11 protein-coding genes are annotated in these 16,209 nt (G+C 73.6%); 3 read left to right on the top strand and 8 right to left on the bottom strand.

Annotation, left to right across the window (positions count from 1 at the left end; genetic code table 11):
• The first annotated feature begins 223 nt into the window (after nucleotides 1–223).
• Both BIV23_RS42615 and glpK read left to right on the top strand, forming a co-directional pair.
• Nucleotides 224–967, top strand: coding sequence for an MIP/aquaporin family protein (locus BIV23_RS42615; RefSeq protein WP_071386368.1), 744 nt, complete (start codon nucleotides 224–226; stop codon nucleotides 965–967).
• A gap of 138 nt (nucleotides 968–1,105) precedes the next feature.
• Entirely contained in the window at nucleotides 1,106–2,626 is a 1,521-nt protein-coding gene (gene glpK / locus BIV23_RS42620; RefSeq protein ID WP_071386369.1) for a glycerol kinase GlpK, read from the top strand.
• 118 nt (nucleotides 2,627–2,744) lie between these two features.
• On the opposite strand, the gene BIV23_RS42625 is transcribed toward glpK, so the two are convergent.
• The 4 genes from BIV23_RS42625 to BIV23_RS42640 are packed head-to-tail and all read right to left on the bottom strand — an operon-like array spanning nucleotide 2,745 to nucleotide 7,249.
• The gene (locus BIV23_RS42625; RefSeq protein WP_071386370.1) at nucleotides 2,745–3,350 is read right to left on the bottom strand and encodes a GTP-binding protein; all 606 of its coding nucleotides are present in this window, start codon (nucleotides 3,348–3,350) and stop codon (nucleotides 2,745–2,747) included.
• A 36-nt stretch (nucleotides 3,351–3,386) separates the two neighbouring features.
• Nucleotides 3,387–3,779, bottom strand: coding sequence for a DUF742 domain-containing protein (locus BIV23_RS42630; RefSeq protein WP_071386371.1), 393 nt, complete (start codon nucleotides 3,777–3,779; stop codon nucleotides 3,387–3,389).
• 9 nt (nucleotides 3,780–3,788) lie between these two features.
• Nucleotides 3,789–4,223 carry a roadblock/LC7 domain-containing protein gene (locus BIV23_RS42635; RefSeq protein ID WP_071386372.1) on the bottom strand — a complete coding sequence of 145 codons (435 nt, stop codon included), beginning with the start codon at nucleotides 4,221–4,223 and terminating at the stop codon, nucleotides 3,789–3,791.
• A complete protein-coding gene (locus BIV23_RS42640) occupies nucleotides 4,220–7,249 on the bottom strand; it encodes a sensor histidine kinase (RefSeq protein ID WP_071386406.1) in 3,030 nt (1,009 codons plus the stop codon). Before BIV23_RS42640 ends, BIV23_RS42635 begins: the two co-directional genes overlap by 4 nt.
• 431 nt (nucleotides 7,250–7,680) lie before the next feature.
• On the opposite strand from BIV23_RS42640, the gene BIV23_RS42645 reads away from it, so the two are divergent.
• Nucleotides 7,681–8,214 carry a hypothetical protein gene (locus tag BIV23_RS42645; RefSeq protein ID WP_071386373.1) on the top strand — a complete coding sequence of 178 codons (534 nt, stop codon included), beginning with the start codon at nucleotides 7,681–7,683 and terminating at the stop codon, nucleotides 8,212–8,214.
• Nucleotides 8,215–8,253: 39 nt separating this feature from the next.
• Here the strand turns inward: BIV23_RS42645 and BIV23_RS42650 are convergent, their stop codons facing one another.
• The 4 genes from BIV23_RS42650 to BIV23_RS42665 form a co-directional block, all read right to left on the bottom strand.
• Nucleotides 8,254–12,897, bottom strand: coding sequence for a hypothetical protein (locus BIV23_RS42650; RefSeq protein WP_071386374.1), 4,644 nt, complete (start codon nucleotides 12,895–12,897; stop codon nucleotides 8,254–8,256).
• Between the two features lie 64 nt (nucleotides 12,898–12,961).
• Nucleotides 12,962–13,840: a hypothetical protein gene (locus tag BIV23_RS42655; RefSeq protein WP_071386375.1), complete on the bottom strand. Its 879-nt coding sequence runs from the start codon at nucleotides 13,838–13,840 to the stop codon at nucleotides 12,962–12,964.
• A gap of 31 nt (nucleotides 13,841–13,871) precedes the next feature.
• Nucleotides 13,872–15,401, bottom strand: coding sequence for a hypothetical protein (locus BIV23_RS42660; protein WP_071386376.1), 1,530 nt, complete (start codon nucleotides 15,399–15,401; stop codon nucleotides 13,872–13,874).
• Between the two features lie 69 nt (nucleotides 15,402–15,470).
• Nucleotides 15,471–16,178, bottom strand: coding sequence for a GntR family transcriptional regulator (locus tag BIV23_RS42665; RefSeq protein ID WP_071386377.1), 708 nt, complete (start codon nucleotides 16,176–16,178; stop codon nucleotides 15,471–15,473).
• Between the last annotated feature and the right edge of the window lie 31 nt (nucleotides 16,179–16,209).

A 16,209-nucleotide genomic window follows, 5' to 3' on the forward strand; every position in this document is an offset into this window, starting at 1 on the left:
GGGTGCGCCGGTGTCACCGTCGCCGTCGGCAGCCTTGACGCCCCCGGAACACCGGTGAACACTTCCCGGTGTCGGCCGACATCGCCGTACATTCTCGGCGTTATCAGGCACTGTGCCATCGAACCGTCCTGCTTCCCACCGTCGGTCGAAGTCGTCAAGGGAACCGTTTCTGCACGGAGGCCCGGGGCCGCGTGCCCCCTCAACCCGCGCCAAGGGAGCCGCCATGAGCAACGGGCACATTTTCGTCGGCGAGGTCATCGGCACCGCGATCCTGATCCTGTTCGGTGCCGGTGTCTGCGCCGCCGTCACCCTCAGACACTCCAAGGCGCGGGCCTCGGGCTGGATCGTCATCGCGTTCGGCTGGGGCTTCGGGGTCCTCGCGGGCGCGTACACCGCCGCGCCCCTCTCCGGAGGCCAGCTCAACCCCGCGGTCACCCTCGGCATCGCGATCGACACCGGCAAGTGGGGCAAGGTCTGGGTGTATCTGCTGGGCCAGCTCGTCGGCGCGATGCTCGGCGCCGTACTCGCCTATCTGGCGTACCTCGCCCAGTTCCAGGCCAATGTCCGCGAGGAGGGCGACGGCGAGACAGACGGGCCGGTGGCGACGCTCGGCATCTTCTCGACCATCCCGGAGATCCGGAACCCGGTCGCCAACCTGATCACCGAGATCATCGCGACCATGGCGCTGGTGCTGCCCGTCCTCGCCTTCGGGCTGACGAAGGGGCTCGGCGAGTCCGGCACGACCGCACTGATCGTCTCCCTGCTCGTCGTCGGCATCGGACTCTCCCTCGGCGGCCCCACCGGCTACGCCATCAACCCGGCCCGCGACCTCGGCCCGCGCATCGTGCACACCTTCCTGCCGATCCCCCACAAGGGCACGTCCGACTGGGGTTACGCCTGGGTCCCGGTCGCCGGCCCGCTGATCGGCGGCACACTCGCCGGCCTCCTCTACAACGCGGCCTTCTGACCCCCGTGCCCCCGTCGTCCGGGTACGCCCCGGTCCCGTACGTCCTGATCCCCCGTACGCCCTTCTTGACTTCTCCGACCCCCGCGCGTCTCAGCGACCCACGCAGCGACCGCGCACACCAGCGACCCAGGGACTGCCATGACGGACACCGCCGAGAAGTACGTCGCCGCCATCGACCAGGGCACCACGTCCAGCCGCTGCATCGTCTTCGACCACAGTGGCGCGATCGTCGCCGTCGACCAGCGCGAGCACCGCCAGATCTTTCCCAAGCCGGGCTGGGTGGAGCACGACGCGACCGAGATCTGGGCCAAGGTGCAGGCCGTCGTGGCCGGGGCGCTGGCCAAGGCCGGGCTGCGCGCCGACCAGTTGAGCGCGCTCGGCATCACCAACCAGCGGGAGACCACGGTCCTGTGGGACCGCGCCACGGGCAAGCCCGTGCACAACGCCATCGTCTGGCAGGACACCCGTACCGCGGCGCTGTGCGCCGAACTCGGCGGCGCGGACGGGCAGGACCGCTTCCGCGAGCAGACCGGGCTGCCGCTCGCCAGCTACTTCTCCGGGCCCAAGGCGGCCTGGCTGCTCGACCACGTGCCGGGGCTGCGGGAGCGGGCCGAGCGCGGCGAGATCGCGTTCGGGACCATCGACTCCTGGCTGATCTGGAACCTCACCGGCGGCACGGACGGCGGCCGGCACCTCACCGACGTCACCAACGCCGGCCGCACCCTGCTCATGAACCTCGACACCCTCCAGTGGGATCCCGCCATCCTGTCCGCCATGAACATCCCCGCGGCGCTGCTGCCGGAGATCCGGTCCTCCGCCGAGGTCTACGGCACGGCGGTCGGGCAGCTCGCCGGGGTGCCCGTGGCCTCGGCGCTGGGCGATCAGCAGGCCGCCGTGTTCGGGCAGGCCTGCTACGACGTCGGCACCGCGAAGAACACGTACGGGACCGGCAGCTTCCTGCTGCTGAACACCGGCAACCGGCCGGTGCCGTCCAAGAGCGGGCTGCTGACGACGATGGGCTACAAGATCGGCGGGGAGGCGCCGGTGTACTGCCTGGAAGGGTCCATAGCGATAACGGGCGCGCTCGTGCAGTGGTTCCGCGACCAGCTCGGGATCATCCGCACCGCCGACGAGATCGAGACGCTGGCGGCGAGCGTGGACGACAACGGCGGCGCCTACATCGTGCCCGCGTTCTCCGGCCTGTTCGCGCCGTACTGGCGCGCCGACGCGCGCGGGGTCGTCACCGGCCTCACCCGGTACGTCACGAAGGCACATCTCGCGCGCGCGGTGCTGGAGGCGACGAGCTGGCAGACGCGGGAGGTCGTGGACGCGATGTACCAGGACTCCGGGGTGCGGATCAGCACCCTGAAGGTCGACGGCGGCATGACGAGGAACAACCTGCTCATGCAGCACCAGGCGGACGTCCTCGGCGTGCCGGTGATCCGCCCGCGGGTGTCGGAGACGACCTGCCTGGGGGCCGCGTACGCGGCCGGTCTGGCGACGGGCGTCTGGAACGACCTGGACGAGCTGAAGTCGCACTGGCGCGAGGACGCGCAGTGGACGCCCGCGATGGAGGCGTCGGAGCGCGAGCGCGAGTACCGCAACTGGCGCCGGGCGGTGGAGAAGAGCTTCGGCTGGCTGGAGGAGGACGGCGAGTAGAGGCCACGCGCGCGTACGGATCTCCGTACACGCGCGTGCTGTTCGCCGTACGCGCGCGTGCTTCTCACCGGACCACGGCCCGTGCCCCGGTCGGCGGGGGTACGGGCCGTGTCCGTCGTCAGCCGATGACGGGTTCGCGGTGGTCGGCCGCGTGGTGCATCGCGTGCTGGACGACGCCGATGAGCACCTCCTTGACCGATTCGCGGTCACGCGCGTCGCACAGGACGACGGGGACGTCGTCGTCCAGGTCGAGGGCCTGCCGGACCGCCTCACCGGGGTAACGGGCCGAGCCCTCGAAGCAGTTGACGCCGACGAGGAAGGGGATGGAGCGCCGCTCGAAGTAGTCCACGGCGGCGAAGCAGTCCTCCAGGCGGCGCGTGTCGGCGAGCACGACGGCGCCGAGCGCACCCTCGGACAACTCGTCCCACATGAACCAGAACCGCTCCTGCCCGGGTGTGCCGAACAGGTACAGCACCAGGTCCTCGCGCAGGGTGATGCGGCCGAAGTCCATGGCCACCGTGGTGGTGTGCTTGCCCTCCACGCCGCTGACGTCGTCGACCGGGCGGCCGGCCTCGGTGAGCAGTTCCTCGGTGCGCAGCGGCCTGATCTCACTGACGGCGCCGACGAGGGTCGTCTTGCCCACGCCGAAGCCGCCGGCCACCAGGATCTTGAGCGTGACGGGCTCGACCGGGGGCTTGCCTCGCTCAGAACGCCCGAAGATCATCGGTCTCTTCTCCTGCTCGATGGGGTCGGGGGACGGTCACAGGGCCCGCAGGCCGTTGATCACGTCGCGCAGAATGCTCTCGTCCGGCAGCTCGGCCGGGGGTATCGGGCGGGACACATGGACGAGTTCCGCGTGCACGAGATCGCCGACGAGCACCCGGATCACGCCGATCGGCAGGTCGACCTCCGCGGCGAGTTCGGCCACCGACTGCGGCTCGGCCCGGCACAGTCCGACGATCGCCACGTGCTCCGGCGAGAGCGTCGGGTCCGCTTCCACGTCGCCCGCGTCCGGTTCCGTGACGACCACCGCGATCAGGTCGAGGCGGTGCTGGGCCGGACTGGTGGTCCGGCCGCGCGTCATGGCGTAGGGACGGACGACCGGTCCCGCCTCGTCGTCGAACCAGTGGCTTCTTCCCTCGTCTGTGCTCATGCCATCCCACTACCCTCCTGCGGGCAGATCGGTGCGCGGGGAGGTACCCAGATGCACACCGACCCGCTTGACCAGCAGGGTCATCTCGTAGGCGACCTGCCCGACGTCGGAGTCGGCGTCCGAGAGGACGGCGAGGCAGCTGCCGTCGCCGGCGGCGGTGACGAACAGGAAGGCGTCGTCCAGCTCGACCACCGTCTGGCGGACGCTACCTGCGTCGAAGTGGCGGCCCACGCCCTTGGCGAGGCTGTGGAACCCGGACGCCACGGCGGCCAGATGCTCGCTGTCCTCCCGGGTCAGGTCCTTCGACACGCCCATGGGAAGGCCGTCGCCGGACAGGATGACGGCCTTGCGGATGCTGGCGACCCGGTCGACCAGGTCGTCCAGGAGCCAGTTCAGCCCCCCCTTGTCGGTCGTCGTGTGGCCGGTGGCCTTCGGTGCGGTCATCGACCGTCCCCCTTAGTCGTTCCTGGTGCTGTGCCGTTGCCGGACTCCTCGCCCGCGGCGTTCTCCTCCCGGCCGCGCTGCCAGCCGCGCTGGAGCGAGGCCATCCGGCTGCGGACCTCCTCGGCGTCGCGGTCGGCGGGCGGCCCCGTCCGGTCGGCGCGTCGTGCGGTGTCCTGCTTGAGCTGGGGAGCCAGGCTGGCCTGGCGCACCCGCCGGGGCAACGGCGCGCTGCCGTCCGGTGCCGCGTCCGGCCGGGCGGCCGCGGCACCGGAGGTGAGGTCTGGGGTCCGTCCGCGCGGCGGGGCCGCGTCGGTGCGGGTGACGGCTCCTTCGCCGCTCGGCGGCGCTGCGACGCCGGGGCGTGCCGTATCGCCGTCGGGTCCGGCCGTATCGCTGTCGGGTCCGGCCGCGGTGCCGGCAGGCGAAGCCGTGTCGCCGGGCCGCGTCGCGTCGCCGCCTGAGGGCAGGGCGGAGGCGCCGGGGCCGCGCCGGAGCGCCTCGTCCGACGGGGCCGCCCTGCCGGGACCGCCCTCGGCCGTCCCCTTCGTCCGGGTGCGCCGGGGCAGTGCGGGAATCCCGGGCGACGCGTCGGCGGCGCCGGCACGGGCGGGTCCGCCGTCCTCCACGCGCTCGGCGGGTTCACCGGTGCGCCGGACGGTCGCGCCGCGCCGCCGGGTGGGCAGCGGGGCCGGCCCGCCCGGCTCGGGGCGGCGGGGGCCGGCGGCGGACTCCTGGTCGGAGTCGGCGCGGGAGCGCTGGTCGGTGACGGGCCTGCCGTGCGAGCTGACCAGCTTGGGCGGCTGACGGCGCGGCGGCGGCACGGGGCCGCGGTCGCCGGCCGGGTCACGCGGCAGGCGGTCGGCGGCCGGGGCGGGGGCCCGGTCCTCGTCGCGGGGGCGGGAGCGCCGGTGCCGGAACAGTCCGCCGAGCTCGCTGTCCTCGTCCCCGAGGACGCCGGGGAAGTCGTCGAGGGCGTCGAGATCGACGGGGGCCTCCAGCTCGACGGGGCCGTCCAGCAGGGAGGTCTGGAGCGCGGGCAGTTGCGCCGGCGGCGCGGAACGGCCCAGGGCCTGTCCCGGCCCCCTCGCCGAACGGTCCCGGTCCAGGCGGAAGCCGAGGCCGTTCGTGTCCGGTACGTCGTCGCTCAGCAGCGCGTCGGGGATGAACACGACGGCGGTGGTGCCGCCGTACGGCGAGGGCTGGAGGGAGACCCGGACGTTCTGCCGCTGGGCGAGGCGGCTGACGACGAAGAGGCCGAGCCGGTCGGTGTCGGACAGTTCGAACTCGGGGGTCTCGGCGAGGCGCAGGTTGGCGTCCAGGAGCGCCTCGGCGGTCATGCCGAGTCCCCGGTCGTGGATCTCCAGGGTGAATCCGTTGGCGACGCGCTCGCCGAGGACCTGGACGGCGGTGTGCGGGGGTGAGAACACCGTGGCGTTCTCCAGGAGTTCGGCCACGAGGTGGGTGAGGTCGGCGACGGCCGGGCCGGTGACGGCGACCCGCGGCAGCCGCCGCACCTCGACGCGCTCGTAGTCCTCCACCTCGGCGACGGCGGCCCGGACGACGTCCATCAGCTGCACGGGGCGACGCCACTGCCGCGACGGCGCCGCGCCGGAGAGGATCACCAGGCCCTCGGCGTGCCGGCGCATGCGGGTGGTGAGGTGGTCCAGGCGGAAGAGGTCGGCGAGTTCGTCGGTGTCCTCGGTCCGGCGTTCCATGGTGTCGAGCAGGGTGAGCTGCTTGTGCAGCAGCACCTGGCTGCGGCGGGCGAGGTTGACGAACACCTCGGAGACACCGGCGCGCAGTTCGGCCTGTTTGACGGCGGCCTCGACGGCGGCGCGCTGAAGGGTGTTGAGGGCCTGGCCCACCTCGCCGACCTCGTTCTTGTCGTACTCCAGGCGCGGCGCCTCGGTCTCGATGTCGACCTGTTCGCCGACGGACAGCCGGCGCATCACGCTGGGCAGCCGGACGCCGGAGGCCTCATGCGCCTCCAGGCGCAGCTGGCGCAGGTCACGGATGAGGCCGCGGCCGATCCGGACCGACACGAAGAGGGAGAACAGCAGCGCGATCAGCCCGAGGACGCCCGGTACCGCCGCCTGGAAGATGATGGTCAGGGCGACGGGGCGGGTGCTGTGCTGGAAGCGGTCGCCCGCGTGGTCGTCCATGGTGCCGAGTTCGTCCAGGACGCCTGCCGCGGCGGTGTCCCAGCTCTTGGCCGTGACGTCGCGGGGCGTGCCGGAACCCGTGCCGATGACGGACTGTTCTGCCGTGCGCAGCGGGGCGGTGGTGGCGTCCTGCCAGAAGCGTTCGTAGCGTGCGCGCTCACCGGCGGGCAGCAGCGGCAGGCTGATGTCGTACAGGAGGGTGCGCTGGGCGACCAGGTCGGAGATGTCCCGGGTCTCGTCGCGGGTGAGGGTGCCGACGACGAGCGAGGAGCCGAGCAGGGCGTCCTCGCGGGAGAGCAGCTCGCGCGCGCGGGTGACGTTGACCAGCGCGCGGGCCTGCTTGTCCAGCCCGACGTCGTCCACGCCGTCGAGGCCGTCGAGCAGCGTGTAGCAGGGGTCGACGAGGCGGTTGTAGAGGTCGAGTGCCTGGGCCCGTCTGACCGTGCCCTGCTCGACGCCGCGGCGCAGGGAGTCGAGGCCATCGAAGGCGTCCAGGACGTTGGCGAGGCGTTCGTTCTCGGCCGCGTTCATGCCGTCGGCTTTGTCGTGCTCCCCGGCGTTCTTGCGGACCTCGACGATCGCCTGGTCGGTGGCGATCCGCGTGCGGTGCAGCGCGGCGAGCGCGTCGGCTGCGCGGGGGTCCGCGAGGTAGACGAGCGTCTGGCGGCGCTCCTGCTGCAGCGCGCGGACGGTGTCCTCGGTGGGATAGCCGATGTCCTTGACGACGTCGGTGGCGTGGAACAGCCGGGCGACCTCGCGCCCTGTGATCACCGTGGCAAAGGCCCAGACGGCGACCAGGGACACCAGCGGCACGAGAAGCAGCGCCACGATCTTCCGGCGGATCGACTTCCCGCGAAAGCGCATGGCCTCCCCCAGCTCGACCCCCGCCGGCCGGGGGTGCACATGAGTGTCAACAAACGGCGCGAGCCTACTACCGCCCCACAGTTAACTCGAAGACACGTCCGGAGGACGAACTTCCGCTCCGGCGGCAAGAGATGGCGAGTTGTCCGGGCATTGCGGGAGATTGCACCCGCGATCGAGCGGCCGGCCCCGCACCGACCACGGCGTCACGGCCAGGTGGTTGGCTGGATTTTTTCGCTGGTGGGGAATCTTCCGGTGATCTCGTTCGTCCTTGTCTGTGGGAGGTCTTCGGGAAATGGGTGCGGAATGGGCCACAGGTGCCGCATCTCTGACCTCGGCGGCGTAAAACTGCGCAAGCCGGGCAGCCACTGGGGAGTCGGAGTCCTGGTACTCCGGGGCGAGCGGTGTGCCGGCGGTGGGGAGTGACAAGGGTGATGGGGACGGCGGAGGGGCGCGAGGCGCAGGCCGAGCGCGTGGCGGAGCGCCCGGCGGCGACACGCGGGCAGCGAGAGCCGGATCGCGACATTCCGGTGCGCGGGCACGTCGGGGGGTCGGCCGACACGGAACGGCAGCCGGGGTACCGGCCGTTGTGGATCGAGGAGCCGGCCAAGCGGCACCCGCTGCCCGATCCGGTGCGGACGGCGGCGGTGCGGGCGGTCCTGATCATGGCGGTGACGCTGATCCAGGCGATGGTGGCCTTCCTGTGCACGATGGCCGGGTCCTGGCCGGCCTTCCCCATGGTGATCAGCAGTGTGGTGAGCACGGTGGTGGCCACATGGGCGGTGGTCGACGTGTGGGTCACCCGCCAGGTGTGGAACCAGCGCAACGGCGTGGTCTCCGAGCCGAGCAGCACCGCCCGGACCCTGCGCCGCGAGCGGCGTGCGCGCCGGCGCCGGGAGCGGGCGGCCCTGCGCGAGCAGGAGCGGATACGCAGGCGGGGCGGCGCCGGTCAGCTGTCCCACCCCTGACCCGGCGCGGCCCCGCCGCACCGCCTCACCGCATGACCGTCATGCGGGCTTCTTGAACATCCGCGTCGCCGTGATCTCGCTGTGCACCGCTTCCCCGGCCTGGGCCTGCTGGGGCAGCCCGGGCCGCAGGTGCTCCTCCACGCTGATGTACTTCAGGCCCGCCCTGAGGTCCGCGTCGTTGCGCAGCCGGATGACCAGCGGGAACTCGGCGAGGGCGGTCGTGTCGAACAGGCCGGTGGTGTAGAGCAGCTGTACGCCCAGCGCGTCGGACACGGCCCGCTGGAGCTCCAGCAGATACGTCGCGTTGGCCCGGCCGATCGGGTTGTCGAGGAACAGCGTGCCGGCGTGCCGGTGCTTCTCACGGCCCCGGTCGTTCGAGCGCAGGGCGGCCATCGTGCAGTACAGCGCGATGGCGGCGGTGAGCAGCTGTCCGCCGGAGAACACGTCGCCCATCTGTCCGACGGGGACGCGCTCGGCGCGCAGTACGGCGTCGGGCTTGAGGATCTCGACGGCCACGCCCTTCGGCTGGAGGGCCGCCGCGACGCCCCGCAGCAGCAGCGACATGCCGTCGCGACGCAGGTCGGAGTTCTTCTTCACGGCAGCGCGGGTGGCCTCGTCGATGACCTCGCCGAGGCGTTCGGTGAGCGTGACCTGGTCCGGTTCCTCGAAGCGGATGCGGAGGAACTCCTGCCCGGACCACTCGCCGAGCCCCTCCGGCAGCCGGGAGAGCCGCTGGGCGGAGCGCAGCGTGGCGAGCGCGGACTCCACCAGCCCGCGCAACCGGTCCACGATCGAGTCGCGGTTGCGCTCCAGCTGGGCCAGTTCGTCGGTCAGGACGCGCAGCCGGGGTGCGAAGGCGTCGGCCCACTTCTGGGCGTGCTCGGGCAGCGCGGAGGCGGGAAGTTCGCGGATCTGTTGGCGGGCGGGGGTGCGGACCTGCTCGAAGCGCGTGGAGTTGGCGTGCCGGACGAGGACGTCACTCGCCTCGCGCACGGCCGCCTCGGCGGCGGACAGGTCGCCGGCGCAGCCGCGCAGCGAGCGGCGGGTCTCGGCGGCGGAGTGCCGGGCGTCGTCCAGGCTGCCCGGGTAGGGCTCCGGCTCCTCCTGGTCCTCCTCCGGGGCGTGCTCGCGCAGCAGGTCGCGGAGCATCGCGGCGATCTCGTCGAAGCCGCCGGCCGCGTCCTCGGCGCCCCGGTGGGCGCCCTGCAGCTCGGCGTGCGCGTCGCGGGCCTGGGCCAACGCCTCGGTACGGGAAGCCAGTTCGCCCGTCGCGGTGCGCAGCAGCGCCTGGGCGTGCTCGGCGTCGCGCGGGACGAGGTCCGCGGGCAGCTCGGTGTGCGCCTCGCCGTCCTCGGGGGCGTGGCGCTCGGCCTCGCCGCGCAGCCGGCCGAGCTGCTCGCTCGCGGTGGACATGCGGGTCTCCAGGAGCTGCACCAGCTCCTCCGCGCGCGCGGCGGCCGCCTGCCGGGAGGGGCCGTCGGAGCCGTCGGGCGACTGGAGCAGCTGCTCGGCGCGGGTGCGCACCCTGTTGGTGAGCCGGTCCAGTTCGGCGCGGGCGGCGCTCTCGTCGCTCTCCGCGCGGGCCTGCTCGGCCCGCAGGTCGGCGCCGACGCCGACCTTCTCGTACACCTGGGAGGCGGCCCGGTAGGCCTCGCGGAGGGCGGGCAGGGCCGCCTTCGGGGCGTCCACGTCCTCGACCGGTACGTCGTCGGGGGCGCCGGCGATCTCGGAGCGCTCGGCGCGCAGGGCGCGGGCGGTGCGGCGGGCGTCGTCGGCGGCGCGCTGCGCGGCGCGGCGGTCCTCGTCGGCGGCGCGGGCGCGGTCCAGGCAGATCTGGGCGCGGACCTCGGACTCGGCGGCCTCGTCGGCGAGTTCGCGGAGCCTGACCTGCCAGCCGGCGCGCTCACGGAGCCGGAAGGCGAGTCCGGCGAGGGCGTCGGCGGCGCGGCGGGCCTTCTGCGCGGCCTCCTGACGCTCGTCGCGCAGCTGGGCGGCCTCGGCGGCGGCCTCCTCGGCCTCGGCGCGTGCGGTGCGCAGCTCGGCCAGTTCCGCCTCGGTCTCCTCGGCGAACGCGCCCGCCTCATGGGCGGCCCGGGCGAGTTCGGTGAGGCGTCCGGCGGGGCAGCCGGTGCGCCAGGAGGCGAGCCGGGCGGCCAGCTCGCGGTCCTTGCCGAGCCGGGCGGCCAGGGTGCGGATCTCCTCGTCGCGCTCTGCGGCCCGGGCGCGCAGCGCGTGCCGTTCCTCGTCGGCGGCGAGTTCGTCGTGCATGGCCGGGTTCGGCGGCACGAGGAAGACGTCCTCGGAGGAGGCGTCGGTGGCGGGGGGCGGGGCGAGCAGGGCGGCGGCCGTACCGACGGCGACGGTCGAACGGGGCAGCAGGGCGGCGTCGGCGAGGGCGTCGCGGGCACGGGCGTGCGTGTCCGGGTCGGTGATGATCACACCGTCGACGAGTTCGGGCCGGGCGGCGAGCACGCGCGCGTGGTCGGCGGGGTCGACGGACTGGGCGAGGTAGCGCCAGCCGGGCAGCGCGGGGATGCCGTGCTCGCCGAGGAACTCCACGGTGGCCAGCACGTCCGGGCCGGGCGGCAGCAGCCCGCCGTCGCCGAGCGCGCCGAGGATCCGGGCGTCGTCGGCGGCCGCGGTGCGCAGCTCGAACAGGTGCCGTTCGGCGGCCGTCACGGCGTCGTCGAGGAGTTCGCGCAACTCGTCCGCGAACCGGTCGAGTTCTTCGGGCCGCAGCGGGCCGTCGGCGGCGGGGCGCGCCTCCGTGGCCGCCGTGACGCGCGTGTCGTCGTCGGTGTCGGTGCGCGGGCCGGGCACGCGTGCCCTGCTCGGGGTGCCGGGCAGGCTCAGCAGTTCCGCGAGCCGCTCCTCGGCGGCCAGGGACTCGGCGAGACGCTGCTCGGCCTCGTGGGCGCGTGCGGCGGCCGCCGCCGCATCGGCCGCGCGGGCCGCCGTCAGCTCCGCCCGGGACTCGGCGGACGCCGCCTCGCGTGCGTGCTCGGTGACCTTGCGGGCGGCCTCGCGGGCCGCGTCCCAGGCGGCCACCGCGGTCTTCTCGGCGTCGCTGGCGGCGAGCGCGGCCCGGGCCGGGTCGGCGTCCGGGGCGCTGTCGTCGAGCCAGCCCGCGCGGACCGCCTCGGCGGTCTCCTGCTCGACCTCGGTGAGACGCTGGCGCAGATGCCCGGCCTCGCTGCGGGCGCGCTGGGCCTCGGTCGCGGCGGTCGTGGAGTCGCGGTGGGCGCAGTCGCCGACCTCTTGGAGGGCGGCGGAGCGCTCCTCCTCCTCGTTGGCGAGGGCCTCGGCGCTCTCGGCGGCGGTGTGCAGGGCCCGTACGAGGTCCACGGCGGCCTTGGCACGGGCGGCGAGCGCGGGCGCCGCGTCCCGCTCGGCCTCCTGGATGGCGGCGGACACGCGCGCGACGCGGTCGGCGGCGGCCCGGTGCCGCAGCACGGCCTCGGCGGCCTGCCAGGCGGAGTGCAGGGTGCGGGCGTCGGCCAGCTCGCGCTTCTGCGCGGCGGCGGACTTCTCGGCGGCGGCGAGCGCCAGGGAGGCGTGCCGGTAGGCGAGTTCGGCGGCGGTCAGGGCGCTGCGCTCCCGCCCGCCCTCGGAGTGCGTGACGGTGTAGGCGGCGGCCGTGACGCGCTGGGCGAGGTCGGCGGCCCGCACCCGCTCCCGCACGGCCCGCGCGGACAGCCGCCGGGCGAGGGTGCGGGTGCGGCGCTCGGCACCGGCGTGGACGTCACGCGCACGCGCGCGGCTGTCGGCGGCCTCGACGATGCGCCCGAGCAGGTCGACCGAGCCGGCGGTGAAGTCCCGTTCGGCGATCAGCTCGGCGCGCCGTCCGAGCTTGTTGCCGAAGCCGCTGACGAGGTCGGCGAGGCCGTCGGTGTCACGGGTGTCGGTGACCGCGCGCAGCAGCAGGTCGGTGAAGTCGGAGTCCTTCTTGACCGCGAAGAGGCCGGCCGCCTCGCCCTCGTCTGCGTTCATCTCGCGCTGGTAGCGGAAGAGTTCGGGATCGAGGCCGAGGTCGCCGAGGTGCTCGATCCAGCGGTCGTGGATCTCCTCCCAGTGCACCTCCAGATGCGGGTAGGCCTTGTCCGCCTCCGTCAGGGCGTCGCGGAAGCCCTTCATGGTGCGGCGCCGGCCCTGGGCGCCCGAGGCGCCCTCGACGGGCGGCCGTACGGCGGTGGCCTCGGCGACCGGCAGGTTGTCCAGGCTCAGTCCGGGGCCGGGCCGGAAGGAGTACCAGGCCTCGGCGAACTTGCGCGGGTCGTTGGAGACCTGCCGCCCCCGCCACTCGCTGACCTTGCCGACCACGACGCACTCGCCGGTCTGCACGTGCTGCCACTCCAGCGCCACGTGTCCGCAGTCGTCGGCGAGCAGGAACTTGCGCAGCACGCCGGAGCTGGCGCCGCCGAGGGTGTTGCGGTGGCCCGGCAGCATCACCGAGAAGATCAGCTTGAGCAGGACCGACTTGCCGCCGCCGTTCTCCAGGAAGAGCACGCCCGCGGGCGCGGGGCGGCGCGGCGGCCCGACCGGCTCCTCCTCGAAGAACTCCGCCTGCGTGGGCGCCGGGTCGGGCACGGGCTCGCCCACGCCCCGCAGGTCAAGCACGGTGTCGGCGTAGCGCGCACCGGCGGGCCCGATCGAGTAGAGGCGGACCCGGGACAGCTCGTACATGGCGGACTCTCGTAAGTCTGGTGAAAGGTGCGGTGGTTCAGGTCGTGGCGGGGCCCGGCGGGCCTCAGGAGTGGAACGGCAGTCCGGCGTCGGCCACCAGCTCCAGGTCCTCGGTGTCCTCGGCGGGCAGCAGGCTGGCCGTGCCGTCGGTCACCGGGACGATGCCCAGGTCGAGCAGTTCGGCCATCGCCGCGGCGCCGGCCATGTCGCGGACCTGGAGTTGGTAGCGGGCCGTGGTGCGGTACGTGCCGCCGCCGTCGTCGCCGGTGCGCTGGAGGAAGCCCGAGTCGGTGAGGAAGACGAGGGCCTTGGCGACGATGCCGGTGGTGGAGGCCGCGGGGCGGCGGGCGTCCTTCGTGGCGCCGGTGGCACTGCGTCTGGCCCAGATCCGCCACGCGGCCTCCAGGCCGGGCGCGTCGGTCGCCGGGTCGGTGTTCTCGCCCTGCTGCTCGGCCCGCTCCTCCAGGCGCCGGCAGGCCTGCCGTACGAAGGCGTCGACTCCGTTGACCGTGACGCGGCCGATGTAGGAGTCGTCGGCCAGGTCCTCGGGGCGCGGGAACGCCAGTGCGGCGGCGGCGAGATGGGCGAGGCCGTGCAGGAAGCGGTCACCGGAGTCGGCGGCGGTGCGACGCGCGTAGTCGCCCATGCGGACGGCGAAGAGGGAGTCCTCGGCGGCCGTCACGGCCATCCCCGCGCGCGGGGACACCTCCAGCACGACGAGGCCGAGTCCGGCGGCGACGGCGTCGGCGAGCCGCGCGAACGCCGGGTCCTCGCGGTAGCGGCGCAACAGCTCCGTGTACTCCTGGTCGCGTGCGGGCTGCACCTTGGGCTGCAGGCCGAAGGCGACGAGCCGCGCCGCGTCGGCGGCGTCGGCGGGGGTGAGGGAGGCACCGGCCGGCGCGGCGGCGGGCTCGGGCTCACTCCAGTCGACGTGCTCGGTCACGGCTTCGGCTCCTTGTCGCGTGCTTGCTCGGTCATGCTGCTTCCGTCCGGTCCGCCGCCATCCCCGCCGCGTCCAGCAGCGCGGTGCCCACGATCAGGTCCGCCCCGCCGAACTCCGGATCGTCCAGCTCGGTCCCGTCGTCCACGGCGAACAGCAGCTTCTCCTCGCCCTGCCGGTACGCGGTGCCGACGGCCGGGCTGGCCGCGTGCACCGCCAGCAGGGCGACCAGATAGGCGAGATCGGGGTCGCCGGTGCGGCGGGCCTCGGCCAGCAGCCCGGACAGCCTGCGCGGTGCGTCGGCCGGGAGGTCCAGCAGCTCCGTCGCGGCGACGAGCTGCTCCTCGCTGAACCGGCTGTCGTCGGGCGTGGCGATCAGGTCGGGTTCGGGCATCTCCGCGCCCAGGTGCTCCCGTTCGACGGGCGGGGTCAGCAGTATGTCGACGAGGTCCGCCACGCGCACGGAGACCGGCGTGCGCAGCCCTGTGCCCTGGGCGAAGAAGGCGTCCGTGACCCGGATCGCCTGCTCCAGGGGCAGCGGCAGGACGGGGGCGACGAGATGGCCGTACAGATCCGTTCCGGACGTCGTCGCCGGGGTGGCGAAGGCCTGCCGGTCCTGCTCGGCGCGGAAGAGCGGACCCGCCTCCAGCAGGCGGGACTGGAGCTGGGTGTGCCGCCGGATGCAGTCCTTGACGATGTCGACGAGCTCGGCGGCGCGGCGCTTGTGCTCTGGCTCCTCGGTCTCGTCGCGGGCCTTGCGGATGTTGGTGAGGATCGCGTTCTCGTGGCGGTAGCGGTCCGCCACGTGGTCCAGGGCCTCGGCGATCATGTCGGGTACGGAGTTCAGCCAGTCGACCGCGCGGACGTTGCGCCGGGTGGCCTCCAGGGCGCGGCGCAGGGTCTCGGAGTACTGCACCGTGCGGTAGCGGGCCTGCTCGGCGGCGAGCTGGGCGTCGGCCAGCCGGCCGCGGTTGATCAGCACTTCGAGCTTGACCTCGGCGGCGATCTGGGCACTGGTGACGTCGGTGTCCAGGGCGCCGACCAGGACGTTGACCGCTTCGTCGGTGGTGCGCAGGTAGACCGTGCCGCCGGGGCCGGGGACCTCTTCGATCAGCTTGAAGTCGTAGTCCCGGCGGACGTACGTGCCGTCCGGGCCGAAGGTGCCGTACACGGCGCGGAAGCCGCGGTCGACGCTGCCGACGTTGATCAGGTTCTCCAGGACCCAGCGGGCCACGCGCTCGTGCTCGCCGGTGGGCCGCTGCGGGGCCTGGGCGGCGATGCGAGGGATCAGCCGGGCCACGATCTGCTCGTGGTCCGCGCCGGTGTCGAAGTCCATGTTGAGCGTGACGAGGTCGATGGCGGCCAGGGCCACCTCGGCCATTCCGTACACCGAGTACTCACCGGCGAGGTTGACCTTGCGCGCGTCGAGGTCGTGCAACGGCGCCGTGCAGGCGAGCGCGCGCAGCCGCCGCGCCAGCCCCTCGTCGGCGGCCGGGCCCGGAGCCGGGCGCGCCGCGGCGCTGAGCTGGGGCGGAACACGGTCCGTCGATGCGGGTGAAGTCACGGTGCACAGACTAGGTCCTCGGTCTGACATCGACCCAAACGACGCAGAAGCGACGGGCGTCACAGTGGCTCAACAGAGCCCGGTGCTCTCCTCACCGACCCTGCGCCGGTACACCTCCACCACCCGCTCCAGCGAGTCGATGAGGTAGGTCTCCAGCAGTTCCTCCGCTGCGAGCCGGTCACCGGTCCGGAGCGCCTGGAGGATCTGGTGGTTGCGGGCGAGGTATGGCTCGTGCAGCCGGCGCGGATCGTCCACGACGTGGAAGGCGAGCCGCAGTTCGGCGAAGACGCTGCGCATCAGTTCGTCGGTGCGTTCGCTGCCGGCGAGGGCGACCAGTTCGCGATGGAAGTGGATGTTGGCGGTGCCCAGCGCCTTCCAGTCGGTCGCGGCGGCCGCCGTCTCCCCCTCGGCGACGGCCGCGGCGAGCCCGTCCAGCGGGTACGGCGGCTCGCCGAGCCCGCGGACGACGGCGCACTCGACCAGCGTGCGCGCGCGGTAGATGTCCTCGACGTCCTCGACGGTCAGGACCCGGACGAACACGCCCCGGTTCAGCTCGTGGACCAGCAGGCGTTCGTGCGTGAGCAGCCGGAAGGCCTCGCGCAGGGTGTTGCGGGAGACCCCGAGCGCCCCGCCGATGCCGTCCTCCGACAGCCGTGTGCCGGGCGGGAAGTACCCGTCGGCGATACGGCTGCGGAGGATGTCCGACACGCGCTCGGCCGTGCTCGTACGCCCGAGGAGGGCCCGGTCGCCCGCCAGTCCCGTCAGCTGCTCTGCCATGCCGGGAATTCAATCGCAGACAAGCGGAACG

Source organism: Streptomyces monashensis (genome assembly GCF_001866665.1).
GTDB classification, from domain to species: Bacteria; Actinomycetota; Actinomycetes; order Streptomycetales; family Streptomycetaceae; genus Streptomyces; species Streptomyces monashensis.